Source organism: Novosphingobium sp. 18050, from assembly GCF_902706195.1.
Classification (GTDB): domain Bacteria; phylum Pseudomonadota; class Alphaproteobacteria; order Sphingomonadales; family Sphingomonadaceae; genus Novosphingobium.
Genome location: NZ_CACSJO010000015.1, coordinates 86,874 through 101,131 on the forward strand (window position 1 = coordinate 86,874; position 14,258 = coordinate 101,131).

Sequence of the window (14,258 nt, forward strand, 5' to 3'; positions counted from 1 at the left end):
GACAGGGACGATGGACGAAACCCCCGCCAAACCCCGCGCGAACGATCCCACCATCGAGGACGTGGCAGCGGCGGCGGGCGTTTCGATCCGCACCGTCTCGCGTGTGCTCAACAAGTCCCCCAAGGTGAATGCCCAGACACGCGAACGGATCGAGGATGCCATCGCGCAGCTGAACTTCCGCCCCAGCCTGCGCGCGCGCGCCTTTGCAATGCGGCGCTCGTTCCTGATCGGGCTGGTGCACAATGACCGCAATGCGCTGGTGCTCGATTCCATCCAGCGCGGCATCGTCACGCTGACCTCCGCGCGCGGCTATGAACTGATCGTCCACGCCGCGCCGCTGGAGGCCGAGGCCGCCATCCGCGACCTGGTGGACTTTGCCGAAAGGTCGCGGGTGGACGGGCTGGTGATCCTGCCGCCGATCTCGGGCGTGCCCGGCCTCGCCGCCGCGCTGGAGAACGCGCAGGTTCCCGCCGTGGCGCTGTCCTCCGTGCCGATCGAGGGGTTCGCGGGCGTCATCCTCAGCGAGGAGCGGACCGCAGGCGCGCAGGTGGCGCGCCATCTGCTGGACCTGGGCCACCGGCGGCTGGCGATCATTAATGGTCCGGCCGACACCGCATCGGCCATGGAACGCCGCACCGGATTTCTGGCGGAGGCCGCGCGTCATGGCGGGGTCAGCGTTGCCGAGGCTGCAGGCGATTACGGCTTCGCATCCGGGGTGAGCGCTGCCGAGCAGTTGCTCGGCGCTGCCCAGCGGCCCACCGGGATCTTCGCCGCCAACGACATCATGGCGGCGGGCGTGCTCAAGGTCGCCGCCAGCCGGGGCATCGCGGTGCCCGGTGATCTGTCGGTCGTTGGCTTCGACGGCAGCCTGCTGACGAAGATGCTGACGCCCGCGCTGACCTCGGTATTGCGCCCCTTTGCCGAGATGGCGGCGGCAGCGGCCGACCAGTTGATCGCCCGCATCGAGGGACTTGCCGCGCCCCTGCCCTTTCAGGCGACATTGCAGATCGTCGCGGCGGAATCGACCGGACCGGCACCGCAGTAACCGGCCCGCCCAACTCCTGTTTTCAGGCCGGAAGCGGCTCCAGCCGTCCAGCCTCCAGCGCGGCAAGCCCGCCTTCCACGGCGCGCAGGAAGGGGGCATCCTCGCCCAGATCTCCGAAGATTTCCCGCATACCGATGACACGGCGCCAGTCGCCTGCGCGCTCCAGCAGCGGTCCGGCCAGAGGATCGGTGATGCTGCCCCCGCTGCGCGCTGCGCGGTCAAGGAAGCGCAGCCATGCCGCGATCGGCAGCGCCAGCCGGTCCACCGGACGCCCGGCGACCAGCGCATCGCGCGTGGTATCGAGCAGGCGGTACGGCAGCTTCTGCGACCCGTCCCAAGCGATCTGCGACAGCAGGTGCCGGATCGCCGGATTGGCGAACCGCGCCAACACGTCGGCGATGTAGGCTGACAGGTCCAGCCCCGGCGGCGCGTTGACCGAAGGCGCGATGTCCTCGCGCATCAGCCGCTCGGCAAACGCGGCAAGATTCCGGTCGGCCATCGCCTCGGCCACGGTTTCGAAACCCAGCCCCAGCCCGATATAGGCCAGCGAGGAATGTGCGCCGTTGAGGAGGCGCAGCTTGGCCGTCTCGAACGGGCGCACCTCGTTCGCGAAAGTCACCCCGGCGCATTCCAGCGCGGGACGCTCCCCGGCGAAGCGGTCCTCGATCACCCACTGCGTGAAGCGTTCGCGCTGGATCGGCCAGGCGTCTTCAAGCCCGGTCACGGTCGCGATGCGGGCGCGCAGGGCGTCGTCGGTGGCGGGGGTGATGGAATCGACCATCGCGTTGGGAAAGCGCACTTCGCCTGCGATCCAGCGGGCGGTTTCCGGGTCGATTCCCTCGGCCAGCGCGGTGGTCGCGGCTTCCAGCTTGCGGCCGTTGTCGGTCAGGTTGTCGCACGAAAGCACGGTGACGCCGGGCAGGCCCGCAAGGCGCCGCGCCCGCAGCCCATGAACCAGCCAGCCGGTGAAAGAGCCGGGCGTCCAATCGCCGGACCTGGCGGCATCGAGATCGGCGCGGATCGCCGGATGGGCAAAATCGAGCATGCCGTCAGCGCCGAGGCAATAGCCCTTCTCGGTCACCGTAGAACTGACGATGCGCGTATCGGGATGCCCCAGCGCGGCCAGGATCGCGCCGGGTTCGTCGCGTGTCAGCACCCGGCCGATGCTGCCGATGACGCGAAATTCGGTCTGCTCCTCCAGCAGCGCCAGCGTGTAGAGCCCATCCTGCGGGTTCAACGCATCGGCAACCCCGCGCGAATTGAGGCTGACGCCGGTGATGCCCCAGCGCGGATCATGGCCCAGCAGGGTATCGAACGCCGCCGCCTGATGCGCCCGGTGAAACGCGCCCGGCCCGAAATGCACCACGCCGCCGCGCATCGCCGCCCGGTCGTACTGCGGACGAACGACGGCGGCGGGCAGCGCCGCCAGTGTGTCTTGCAAAAGCCGCGTCATGCCGGTTCCGCCACGCGCGCCGGGGTGTTCAGACCGTAAGCCTTGCGCACCAGACCGGTGGTCAGTTCCTGCGCCAGTTCCGCCGCTTCCCAGTCCGCAAGACGATGCTCGGCAACGAGGCGGGCGAGGAAACCGCAGTCGATGCGCCGGGCCACATCGTGGCGCGCCGGGATCGACAGGAAGGCGCGGGTATCGTCGTTGAAGCCCACAGTGTTGTAGAATCCGGCGCTTTCCGTGGTCATCTCGCGGAAACGGCGCATCCCCTCCGGGCTATCGTGGAACCACCACGCCGGACCCAGCTTGAGGCACGGATAATGCCCGGCCAGCGGCGCCAGTTCGCGCGCATAAGTCGTCTCATCAAGGGTGAAGAGGATCACCTTGAGGTCCGCTTCATTGCCAAACAGGTCCAGCATCGGGCGCAGCGCTTCGACATATTCGGTGCCGCGCGGGATGTCGGCGCCCTTGTCGCGGCCATGGCTGGCGAACAGGCGGGCGTTGTGGTTGCGCGTGGCGCCGGGGTGGATCTGCATGGCCATGCCGTCCTCCAGGCTCATGCGCGCCATTTCGGTGAGCATCTGCGCGCGGAACAGTTCCGCCTCATCGGCGTCCGCCTTTCCGCTCATCACCTTGCCGAACAGCGCCTCGCATTCCGCCTTGGAGAGATTGGCGGTGCGCGGCGTCAGGAAACCGTGGTCGGTCGCCGTGGCGCCCATCGCGCGGAAATCGGCGCGGCGCTGGCGATGCGCGGCGAGGTAGCCGGTCCAGCTCGCCACGTCCTCGCCCGAAAGCGCAGCGAAGCGGGCCATGTCGCGCGTGAAGGAATCGTGCTCGGGGTCGATCACGGAATCGGGGCGATAAGTGGTCACCACCGCGCCCGCCTTGCCCCAATCCGAAGCGCGGATCGCCTTGTGATGCTTCAGATCATCGCCCGCGCCTTCGGTGGTGGCGAGCAGTTCGATGTTGAAGCGCTCGAACAGCGCGCGCGGACGGAATACAGGCGAAGCCAGCGCATCGCCGATCACGTCGAAGTAATAATCCGCCGTGCCTTCATCCAGCGTGACCTCAATCCCGAAGACTTCCGCGAAGACATGGTCCAGCCACATGCTGGACGGCGTGCCCCGGAACAGCTTCCAGTTCGCGGCGAACAGGCGCCATGCCGCGCGCGGGTCGGTATCGGGCATCTCTCCGCCGCGCCGGGGCACGCCCAGCGCATCGAGCGAAATGCCCTGCGAATAAAGCATGCGGAACAGGTAATGATCCGGCGCCAGCAGCAGTTCGGTCGCATTCGACCACGCGGCGTCGCTGGCGAACCACTCCGGGTCGGTATGGCCATGCGGACTGATGATCGGCGCGCCGGCCACTTGCGTATAGAGTTCGCGGGCGATGGCGCGCGTGGTCGGATCGGCGGGAAACAGGCGGTCGGGGTGAAGCGAGAGCTGTGGCATCGACGGGAGACTCCTTGGCGCATGGCCTTTCACGAGGCTCGATTACCGAGTTGTGCCAGCGCTGGCAATGATGTATTCGGCGACCATGCCCAAAAGCCTTGCCAATACCGCCGCACGCACCACAGACGCCGTCAGGATCGCAGCGGAGGACGATGTCGCCGTCGCCCTGCGCGCGCTCGAATCGGGTGAAGACGTGCTGGTGGGCGGGCACACGGTGCGTCTGCGTGATGCGATCGGCGCGGGGCACAAGTTTGCCGTGGCCCCCATCGCGAAGGGCGCGCCGGTGCGCCGCTACCGCGCGCCGATCGGCGTGGCCACGCGGGCCATCGCGGTGGGCGAGCATGTCCACACGCACAATGTCGCCACCGCGCTTGTCGGCGAGCACGCCTATGCCTTTGCCGGGCCGCAAGCCGGAACCGATGGGCAGGCACCCTCCCCCGCCCCCGAGCGCAGTTTTCGCGGTTATGTCCGGCCTGACGGCACTGTCGGCACCCGCAACGAGCTATGGATCCTGCCCACGGTCGGCTGCGTGGGGCGGTTGGGTGAGCGGCTGGCGCAGCGCGCGGGCGATGCGCCCGGTGTCGACGGGGTGCACGCTTTCAACCACCCGTTTGGCTGCTCGCAGCTCGGCGCCGATCTTGACGGCACGGCGGCGATCATCGCCTCGCTCGCGCTCAATCCCAATGCCGGCGGGGTGCTGCTGCTGGGGCTGGGCTGCGAATCCAACCAGCTCGATGCCCTGCTGGAGCGGATCCCGCCCGAACGCCGCGCCCGCCTGCGCATACTGCGTGCCCAGTCGGAAGGCGATGAATTCGCCGCCGGGGAGGCCCTGATCGCCGAACTGATGGGCCTGATGGCCGGCGACCGGCGCGAGGACGTGCCGCTCTCCAAACTGCGCCTCGGCGTGAAGTGCGGCGGCTCAGACGCGATGAGCGGGCTGACCGCCAACCCCCTGATCGGGCTGATGGCCGATGCCGTTACGCAGGCTGGGGGCGCGGCGATCCTCACCGAAATCCCCGAGGTGTTCGGCGCGGAAACCCTGCTGCTTGAGCGCGCGGCCAATCAGGAGGTGTTCGACAAACTCTCCGAACTGGTGAACGCCTTCAAACGCTACTTCCTCGACCACGGCGAGCCGGTTTCGGAGAACCCCAGCCCCGGCAACATCGCCGGCGGCATCACCACGCTGGAGGAAAAGTCGCTCGGCGCGGTGCAGAAGGGCGGACTTGCGCCGATCAACGACGTTATCGGTTATGGCGAACGGATCTCGCTCAGCCAGTCGCCCGGCGGGCTGACCGTGCTGGAGGGGCCGGGCAACGACGCGGTTTCCACCACCGCGCTGGCAGCGGCGGGGGCGACCATCACCCTGTTCTCGACCGGGCGCGGTACGCCGCTGGGCAGCCCGGTGCCCACGGTGAAGATCGCCTCGAACCACTCGCTGGCGGAGCGCAAGCCCGGCTGGATAGACTTCGACGCGGCGCTGGTGCTGGACATCGGCATGGAAACTGCGGCGGCTGCTCTGCTGGACCGCATCGTCGCCATCGCCAGCGGCGAACCGGCGCGCAACGAAAGCAACGACGAACGTGCCATCGGGATCTGGAAACGCGGCGTCACGCTTTAAGGCTCCCCCCCCCCTGGCGATCAGGCGAGGACCGGCTGCATCACCGCATCGCGAGGCCTGCCAGCGCATTCGCGTCCACGGTGAACTTGAAGCCCAGCACCCAGGCGTTCGGGATATCACTCGTCCGGAACGGGACTGAGGACTGGTCGGGGTGGACGATGTACTGGACGTTGGGCGACAGGCGGATCGCCGGGCCCATCTGCGCGCCGTAAGCCAGTTCCATCATGTACTGATGCCGCGCGATCCCGTCCGTGCCCCCGGCAAATACGCGCGCGGTGCGCATGCGCTCCATCGCCAGATCGCTGAAACGCTGGTCGTTGACCACGAAGCCCAGCGTATCCTTGTCACGCCCCGCGAACGTGCCGGTCTGGACAAGGCCGAGTTCCAGAAAGTGGCTTTCCTCGACCCGGCCCGACAGGTTCGCCATCGCCACGCCGAACAGGCTGAGGCCGCGCTGGCTCATCGGGTCCGGGCGGGTCAGCATCTGGTCGAAGCGGAAATAGATGCCCGAGCGGCCGTGACGGGTCTGCGCCGTACGGCCCGACACGGCGGCGATCCCGCCCCGGTCATCGCGCAGCGGATCGGCATAGTCGCCCCGATCGAACCACCCGCCCAGAATGTAGTGGCGGGGCAGGCGGTCGTTGGTGAAGTCGGTGCCGTAGCCCATTTCCCACGGCACGATGACGCCGGTTGCGTTCTTCGTACTGAGATTGAAGCCGTCGTCGGTAGCGCGCTTGCGGTCCGGGTTGACCTCATAAACGCCGGCATGGAGCCAGACCTTCGGCGTCAGGTTCACTTTGGCGTGGGCCATCCAGCTGGACGCAGGAAAATACGTGAAGTTGCTGTTCTTGAAAACGAAAGTCGGGTTCCCGCAAGCCGAATTGCTCTGGAAATTGCAGTAGAGCGGCGAGTTCAGGAAATGGATATTCGCCTGACTGCGGCCCACCTCGATGTCCAGCGCGCCGTTCAGCAGCTTCTGCTGCCACGTCAGGATCGCCAGATGGGTGTTCTGGGTGCCATAGATTTCCTGGACCGAGGTGTTGTTGCCGATGGCGATGGCGGCAAGGTTCTGGCCGTGACGGTTGGTGACGGCGGCATGGATCGCACCGCCCTTGATCCCGGCGATCCTGTCCATGTCGAAATCGGCGCCGACGTAGACCTGCCCGGCATAGGCCGCGTCTCGCCGCACTCCGCCCGAAACGTTGGTCGCAGCCTCGCCGGTGTAGCTGAGCGAGACGGTGATGCCCTCGTCCGCCAGCGGTTGCCAGTTCGGCGCTGCGGCTTCGACTGGCGCAGCGGCGTCATCATCGCGGGCAAGCGCAGGCGCGGCGAAAGAGGCGGCGGCGCCCAGGCAGCAGGCCGCGCGCAGAAGAAGATCCTGCATACAAAACTCCCAGTACATGCGGTCCGGCAGCGCCGGCCGTTATCCTTCAGGCGGCGGCGATTTCAGCCCGCTCTGGAACTTGCGCGATCGGGCGCTTCAGCAGCCCCACCACCAGCGCCGTCACCACGGTTCCGGCCACGATCGCGGCGCCATAGGCCAGCAGGTGCGTCACCGCGCCGGGGATCGGCAGGACGAACACGCCGCCATGCGGCACGCGCAGTTCCACGCCGCTGCCCATCGAGATCGCCCCGGCTACTGCTGACCCGGCCATCAGCGCCGGGATCACACGGAAGGGATCGCGCGCTGCGAAGGGGATCGCACCCTCGGTCACGAAGGCGAGGCCCAGCACGGCGGCCGCGCCGCTCGCCTCCAGTTCCTCGGTGGTGAAACGGTTGCGGAACAGGCGGGTCGCCAGCGCAAGGCCCAGCGGCGGCACCATGCCCGCCGCCATGGTCGCGGCCATCGGCGTGTATACCTCGCTCGCGATCAGGCCGACCGAGAATGCGTAACCCGCTTTGTTTACCGGGCCGCCCATGTCGAAAGCGGACATCGCGCCCAGGATCAGCCCCAATACGATGGCGCTCGATCCCTGCATGGAACGCAGCGCTTCCGTCAGGGTCGCAAGCAGCGCGGCGACCGGCGTGCCGACCGCATAGATCATCAGCAGACCCGTCAGCAGCGAGCCGAGCAGCGGCAGGATCAGCACGGGCTTCAGGCCCTGCAGGTTCTTGGGCAACCGGATCAGGCGATTGAGCCAGTGGACGCCGTACCCCGCGATGAAGCCCGCGACGATGCCGCCAAGGAAGCCCGCGCCGATGTTGGCTGCCAGCATGCCGCCGATCATGCCCGGCGCGATGCCCGGCCGGTCGGCGATGGAAAAGGCGATGTAGCCTGCCAGAGCCGGAACGATCAGCGCAAAGCCGCCGCTCGCGCCGATCTGGAACAGCGCATGGGCAAGAGTACCCTTGGCCGCGTCCTCATTGGCGTGAATGCCGCCCAGTGCGAAGGCCAGTGCGATCAGTAGCCCGCCCGCTACCACGAACGGCAGCATGAAGGACACGCCGGTCATCAGGTGCTTGTAGGGGCCCACCCGTTCCTCGCGGTCCCCCTTGGCGGCGCCGGAGGCCTGACCACCCTGCACTTTCGCCTCGGCCAGAGCCCGCTCGATCAGCTTCGCGCCGCCGGTGATGGCGGGCTTGGTGTTGCTGGCGAAGACGCGCTTGCCGGCAAAACGGCCGCGATCGACCTCGCGGTCAGCGGCGATGATGACCACGTCGGCTGCAGCTATTTCCGCGTCCGTCAGCTCGTTGCCTGCGCCGACCGAGCCCTGCGTCTCCACCCGGATCGGGTAGCCGAGCTGGCGCGCGCCTTCTTGAAGGCCCTCTGCAGCCATAAACGTATGCGCGATGCCGGTCGTGACGGCGACGATGCTGGGCGCGCTGGAGGAGGGTAGCGCGCCAGCATCGCCGCCGGCACCGTCCAGCACTGCGGCCGGATCGGAGAGCACCGCATCGACATCGACGCGGCGGTAGGGTTTGCCCTTCATGACGCCGTCGTCGGCCGTTTCCGGCGCGACGAACAGCAGCACGTCATCGGGCGAAAGGGTTTCGGGAGCGAGCGGGTTCAGCACGCCGAGATCGGTGTGAACTTCGACCTCGATCTCGCGCCCGGCAGCCTGCGCCGCCTTGCGCAGGGCCTCACCGGCAAGGACGCCGGTAACCCCGGATGCACCGGCCTGGACGATGGCGAAAATCCTGCTCACTTTTCTTCTCCCGCCAGAACCGTGTCGATAAGGACGCTGTCTGCCAGCGCCTGCACGGCCTCTTTTTTCGGTAAGTGCGGCCCCACGCGGCCCAGTTTGCCGACCGCGAAGGCGGTGGACAGGCGCGCGATCCGCTCCAGCGTGCCGCCTTCGGCAAGCGCAGCGGCGATGCCCGCCACCATCGCGTCGCCCGCGCCCACGGTGCTGGCGACGTCGGCGGCGGCAAGCCTTGCGGTCAGCGCGCCCTCACCGGACAGGAAGAACGCGCCCTCCTCGCCCAGCGACACCGCGACAAGGCTTACCCCGCGGCCATGCAGGTCCGCCGCCACGCGGTGAACCTCGGCCATGGTTTCCACCGGTGCGCCCAGCCATTCGGAAAGCTCGTGGCGGTTGGGCTTGACGATATCGGGCAGCGCGTCACCCTCAAGCGCAGCGCGAAACGGGGCGCCGCTGCTGTCGAGCAGGACCATCGCGCCGGCGGTGCGAACACGGCCCTCGATCCGGGCGTAGATATCATGCGGGAAACCGGGGGGCAGACTGCCGGCAAGGACCACCAGCGTGTCCGGCCCGGCCTCCTCGACGACGGCGGCGATCACCGCCTCGATCTGATAGGGATCGGCGGGGGTGCCATCCATATTGACGTCGGTGGTGCCATCGTCGTCCACCAGCTTGAGGTTGACGCGGGTTTCCCCGGCGCGGCGGATGAAACGATCCGCGATGCCCTTGCCCGCGAACAGCGCCTCGAACGTAGCGGCGTTGTCGGTGCCCAGCAGTCCGTGGACCGACACATCGGTGCCCCAGTCAGCAAGGCAGCTTGCCACGTTGACGCCCTTGCCGCCCGCATCCTGCCGCGCCGAAACCGCGCGGTGGACGGCGCCGGGGACGAGGTGGTCCAGCGTGACGGTCTGGTCGATCGCCGGGTTGAAGGTGACGGTAACGACGCGCATCACGCCGCCTCCTCGTTCAGCGCGCGCACTTCGGCGGCGGTTCCGGCCTCCAGCGCCTTCGCCGCCAGCGCGGTCATGTCGGCAAGGCTGGCGCTGCGTATGCGCGCTTTGACCGCCGGAATGTCGCGCGGGGTCATCGACAGTTCGCTGACCCCAAGCCCGGTAAGCAGCGCCGCGCCGAAGGGATCGCCGGCAATGCCGCCGCACACGCCGACCCAGCGGTCATGCCGCGCTGCGCCTGCCACCGTCATCGCGATCAGGCGCAGGACGGCGGGGTGCAGGCTGTCGGCCTCGCTGGCAAGTTCCGGGTTCTGCCGGTCGATGGCGAGGGCGTACTGCGTCAGGTCGTTGGTGCCTATGGAGAAAAAGTCGGCATGCTCGGCCAGAACATGCGACTGCACGGCGGCAGCGGGAACCTCGATCATGATGCCGATGGGCACCACCGGGGCATCGAGTTCGGCGCGGATGCTCTCGCAGATTTCGCGAAGGGTCAGCAGTTCGGTGACCGAGGTAATCATCGGGAACATGATCGAAAGGTCGCCACCGTCCTTCGCCGCGCGGTAAAGCGCACGAAGCTGCGGCTCCAGCAGGTCGGGGCGGCGCAGCAGAAGCCGCGCACCGCGCACGCCAAGGAACGGGTTCTCCTCACGCGGCAGGTCCAGGTGCGGGACCTGCTTGTCGCCGCCAATGTCGAGCGCGCGCACGATCAGCGGACGCTCGGTGCCCAATGCCTCGATCATCTCACGGTAGATCGCATATTGCTCGTCTTCGGTCGGGCTGTCGCCGCGTTCGAGGAACAGGAACTCGGTGCGCATCAGGCCCACGCCCTCACCGCCCTGCGCCAGCGCGAAGGAGACCTGATCGGGGCGGTTTACGTTTGCGCCGATCGCCACTTCATGACCGTCGACGGTGCGCGCGGGCTTCGAGCGTTCGGATTCCTCCTCCGCCCGTTTGCGCGCGATTTCGTCGATCCAGCCCCGCGCGGAGGCGAGGTCTGCGTCCGAAGGGTTGAGCCAGATGCGCCCGCCGTCTCCGTCGACGATGGCGGTGGCTCCGGCCGCCAGCGAGAGCAGGTCAGTGCCGCCCGCGACCATCGATGGTAGCCCCAGGGTACGGGCAAGGATCGCGCTGTGCGAAGTCGGCCCGCCCAGCGCGGTCGCGATCCCCGCCACCTTTTCGATGTCGAGCGTCGCGGTATCGGAAGGCGAAAGGTCGGCGGCAACGAGGATGCACGGCTCGTCCGGCAGGTCCGAAAGCGTGCCGATGCCAAGGCCCGGATCGATATGCGACAGCACCCGGCGGCCGATATCTTGGAAATCCGCCGCGCGGGCCGCCAGCACCGGGTTGCCCAGCGCCGAAAGCTGACCCGCCATGCGCTCAACCGCCTGATGCCACGACCAAGCGACGCCGTGGCTCTCCACCATGATCTGGCAGGTCAGGGTGATAAGGTCGGTATCGTCCAGCAGCGCGGCCTGCGCCTTGAAGATCGCGGCTTCCGAAGCACCGAGACGGCGCGTTGTATCATCGACCAGCGCCTTCATTTGCGCGCGCGTGCGCACCAACGCATCGTCGAGCAGCGCCCCGCCCGCGGCAAGATCGACCGGCTGATCGGGCACCACAAGCTGGGTCGCGGCAAGGACATGGACTTTGCCGATGGCAAGGCCGGGGCTGGCCCCGACGCCTGCGATCATCGCGGTGTCGCCGTCCGGCTTCCACCCGCGCACAGGGGCCTTGGCCTTTTCGGCCGCGCGCGCGGCATCGGCCTTCTCCCGCGCGGAAAGCCGGGTCACCGCTTGGACGAACTGGTCCAGCGCACCCTTCGCACCCTCGCCCGAAGCGGAGATCGTTAGCGTATCCCCCGCCTTCAGCCCCAGTTGCAGCAGCGCGACCATGCTGCGCGGATCGGCCATTTCCTCGCCGTGACGCACGCGAAGTGGCACGCTTGCGGCCTTGGCCGCCTCGCTCCACACGGTGGCCGGGCGGGCGTGGAGGCCGGTGGGATAATCGACGGTCCAGCTGACCTGCTCGGCCAGATCCTGCGCAGGCTTTGCCGAGGAAGGACGCGGCGCATCCTCGAGCAGGGCACTTGAAATCAGCGCCTTATCGGCCGTTGTGAACAAACTTTCGAGCCGCACCTCGTCCTGGATCAGCCGGGTAAGACGGCGCAGGATGGCGATGTGGCTGTCCGAACTGGCGGCGATACCGACCACCAGATGAGCGCGCTGGCCGGGGTTCCACTCCACACCTTCGCGCAGTTGCAGCACGACGATGCCGTCCTTGCGCACCAGCCCTTTGTCCTCGCCCAACCCGTGCGGGATCGCCACGCCGGAGCCGAGGTACGTGTTCGCCACGGCCTCGCGCCGGATCATGCTTTCCTCATAACCCGGCCCGACGCAGCCAGCAGCGACGAGCAACTGCCCGGCCTGGCGAATCGCGTCGTCCTTGTTGGCGGCATGGGCATCGATCCGCACAAGATCGTCCAATCCCAGCGGATTGCGGGCATCTGCGAACATGAAACAGCCTCTCCAGTCTTTGTTCTCTCGCCTTAGAAAACGTTTTCTCACAAAATTGTCAAGGGTCTTGCGTTGACGCCCTCAATTCCAGCATAAGCGGCCAAACGGTGCGCAGTTCCCAATGCACTTGATGGAGAACGATTTCCCGATGGCTGTCGGAATCAAGGATGTCGCGAAAGTAGCGCAGGTTTCCCCGGCCACGGTTTCACGGGTTCTGGCGGGCCGTGCGGTCGATCCGGCGATGCAGGAACGGGTGATGGCGGCGGTCAAATCCACTGGATACCGCCCCAATCTGGCAGCGCGGCGACTGCGTTCGCGCCACAGCAACACCATCGGCCTGATCGTCGCCGATATCCGCAATCCGTTCTTCACCGCCGTTTCGCGCGCGATCGAGGACATCGCCTATACACGCGGCCTGCGCGTCATCCTGTGCAACACCGACGAAGACCCCGAGCGCGAGGCGATGTACCTGCAACTGATGCAGGAGGAACGCGTCACCGGCGTAGTGCTGGCCCCGTCGCGCGCAGGCTCAGAAACCGCCGGACGGTTCAGCACCGACTTCCCGATGGTCCTGATCGACCGCGCCGTGCCGGGAGCAACGCGCGACTGCGTGGTACTCGACAACGAGGCGATGGCGGCAGGTCTGGTCACCCACCTTCACGAGCAGGGCCATGCCCGCATCGCCGGCCTGTTCGGCGCACTGAGCGCCACGGGCGTCCAGCGCCGCATCGGCTTCGAGCGCGCCGCTGCTGCGCTGGGCGTCGAGACGCAGGCGCTGTCGGTCCCCCACGGCGTGGGCGAGGCGGAAAAGGCCGCAGTCGCCGCGATGTCCGGGCCTTGCCCGCCCACCGCCCTGCTCGCCAGCAACGGCGTGATGCTGATGGCGGTGCTGCGTGCGCTCCATGCCCTCGGCCTCTCGGTGCCGGGCGACGTTGCGCTTGTCGGCTTCGACAAGGAGGACTGGATGGAGTTCGTCGGCGGTGGCCTCACCGTGATCGAGCAGCCGGTGGAGGAGATCGGCCGCGCCGCGATGTCCATGCTGTTCGAACGTATCGACCACCCCGATGCCGCCGCGCGCCGGGTGGTGCTGGCCGGACGGCTCGTCGCCCGCGCATCCAGTTCGCCGCCCCGCGCGACAAGCCTGCAAATTCAGGAGATAAACCCATGAAACCACCGATCGGCCGTGACACGAAGCTGTGCATGTCGCTCTCGGCCCGGCCCGGCAATGCTGGCTCGATGCTGCACAACCGGCTCTACGAACTGCTGGGGCTGGACTATGTCTACAAGTCGTTCAGCACCGCCGACCTGCCCGCCGCGATCGGCGGCATCCGGGCGCTGGGCATTCGCGGCTGCGCGGTTTCGATGCCGTTCAAGGAAGCGGTGATCCCGCTGATCGACGCCATGGAACCCTCTGCCAGCGCGATCGACAGCGTGAATACGATCGTCAACGATGACGGCCGGCTGACCGGATACAACACCGACTTCGTGGCCGTCCGCGACCTCCTCGTCCAGCGTTCGATCGACCCGGCCCTGCCCTTCGTGGTGCGCGGCAGCGGCGGCATGGCCAAGGCAGTGGTCGCCGCGCTGCGCGATTGCGGCTTCCGCGAAGGCGTTGTCGTCGCCCGCAACCGCGAGGCAGGGCAGGCGCTGGCGGAGCAGTACGGCTATGCATGGCAGGCCGAAGTTCCCGTGCAGGGCGCGCCGCTGCTTATCAACGTCACCCCGCTGGGCATGGCCGGTGCGGACGAAGCCGCGATGAGCTTCGACGACACGCAGATCGCCGCTTGCGAGGTCGCTTTCGACGTGGTCGCCCAGCCCGCCATCACTCCTTTCATCCTCGCAGCGGACAAGGTTGGAAAGACGATCATTTCAGGCGCGGAGGTCATCGTGCTTCAGGCGGTGGAACAGTTCGTGCTCTACACCGGCATCCGCCCGGAGCCGGAGATGATCCGCGATGCCGTGCTCGTAGCGCACGGCCCGCAGGTTGCGGAGCGGCTGATCCTGTAAAATACCTCGTGAAATTGCTCATGTAATCGGTTGTATCCGTCAAAGCGGCTCGCGGGGGCTTCCGAATCCGCCCCCAAACCGCTT

General features: G+C 67.5%; 10 protein-coding genes. 4 read left to right on the plus strand and 6 right to left on the minus strand.

The window, feature by feature from the left end; translation table 11 throughout:
• Positions 1 to 10: 10 nt before the first annotated feature.
• The gene (locus GVL61_RS15335; protein WP_159981528.1) at positions 11 to 1,045 is read left to right on the plus strand and encodes a LacI family DNA-binding transcriptional regulator; all 1,035 of its coding nucleotides are present in this window, start codon (positions 11 to 13) and stop codon (positions 1,043 to 1,045) included.
• 22 nt (positions 1,046 to 1,067) lie between these two features.
• Here the strand turns inward: GVL61_RS15335 and GVL61_RS15340 are convergent, their stop codons facing one another.
• Positions 1,068 to 2,498: a mannitol dehydrogenase family protein gene (locus GVL61_RS15340; protein WP_159981529.1), complete on the minus strand. Its 1,431-nt coding sequence runs from the start codon at positions 2,496 to 2,498 to the stop codon at positions 1,068 to 1,070.
• Positions 2,495 to 3,943 carry a glucuronate isomerase gene (gene uxaC / locus GVL61_RS15345; protein WP_159981530.1) on the minus strand — a complete coding sequence of 483 codons (1,449 nt, stop codon included), beginning with the start codon at positions 3,941 to 3,943 and terminating at the stop codon, positions 2,495 to 2,497. Before uxaC ends, GVL61_RS15340 begins: the two co-directional genes overlap by 4 nt.
• An 85-nt stretch (positions 3,944 to 4,028) precedes the next feature.
• Here uxaC and GVL61_RS15350 point away from each other — a divergent pair, with 85 nt between their 5' ends.
• Entirely contained in the window at positions 4,029 to 5,561 is a 1,533-nt protein-coding gene (locus tag GVL61_RS15350) for a UxaA family hydrolase (RefSeq protein WP_159981531.1), read from the plus strand.
• A gap of 40 nt (positions 5,562 to 5,601) precedes the next feature.
• Here the strand turns inward: GVL61_RS15350 and GVL61_RS15355 are convergent, their stop codons facing one another.
• The 4 genes from GVL61_RS15355 to ptsP are packed head-to-tail and all read right to left on the minus strand — an operon-like array spanning position 5,602 to position 12,167.
• Positions 5,602 to 6,945 carry a carbohydrate porin gene (locus tag GVL61_RS15355; RefSeq protein ID WP_159981532.1) on the minus strand — a complete coding sequence of 448 codons (1,344 nt, stop codon included), beginning with the start codon at positions 6,943 to 6,945 and terminating at the stop codon, positions 5,602 to 5,604.
• Positions 6,946 to 6,991: 46 nt separating this feature from the next.
• A complete protein-coding gene (locus tag GVL61_RS15360; RefSeq protein ID WP_159981533.1) occupies positions 6,992 to 8,707 on the minus strand; it encodes a fructose-specific PTS transporter subunit EIIC in 1,716 nt (571 codons plus the stop codon).
• Positions 8,704 to 9,654 carry a 1-phosphofructokinase gene (gene pfkB / locus GVL61_RS15365; protein WP_159981534.1) on the minus strand — a complete coding sequence of 317 codons (951 nt, stop codon included), beginning with the start codon at positions 9,652 to 9,654 and terminating at the stop codon, positions 8,704 to 8,706. Before pfkB ends, GVL61_RS15360 begins: the two co-directional genes overlap by 4 nt.
• Positions 9,654 to 12,167, minus strand: coding sequence for a phosphoenolpyruvate--protein phosphotransferase (ptsP, locus tag GVL61_RS15370; protein WP_159981535.1), 2,514 nt, complete (start codon positions 12,165 to 12,167; stop codon positions 9,654 to 9,656). The genes pfkB and ptsP overlap by 1 nt, the downstream gene beginning before the upstream one ends.
• 148 nt (positions 12,168 to 12,315) lie before the next feature.
• Here ptsP and GVL61_RS15375 point away from each other — a divergent pair, with 148 nt between their 5' ends.
• Together GVL61_RS15375 and GVL61_RS15380 are read left to right on the plus strand one after the other, a co-directional pair.
• The gene (locus GVL61_RS15375) at positions 12,316 to 13,335 is read left to right on the plus strand and encodes a LacI family DNA-binding transcriptional regulator (RefSeq protein WP_159981536.1); all 1,020 of its coding nucleotides are present in this window, start codon (positions 12,316 to 12,318) and stop codon (positions 13,333 to 13,335) included.
• The gene (locus tag GVL61_RS15380) at positions 13,332 to 14,174 is read left to right on the plus strand and encodes a shikimate 5-dehydrogenase (RefSeq protein WP_159981537.1); all 843 of its coding nucleotides are present in this window, start codon (positions 13,332 to 13,334) and stop codon (positions 14,172 to 14,174) included. Before GVL61_RS15375 ends, GVL61_RS15380 begins: the two co-directional genes overlap by 4 nt.
• Positions 14,175 to 14,258 lie beyond the last annotated feature (84 nt).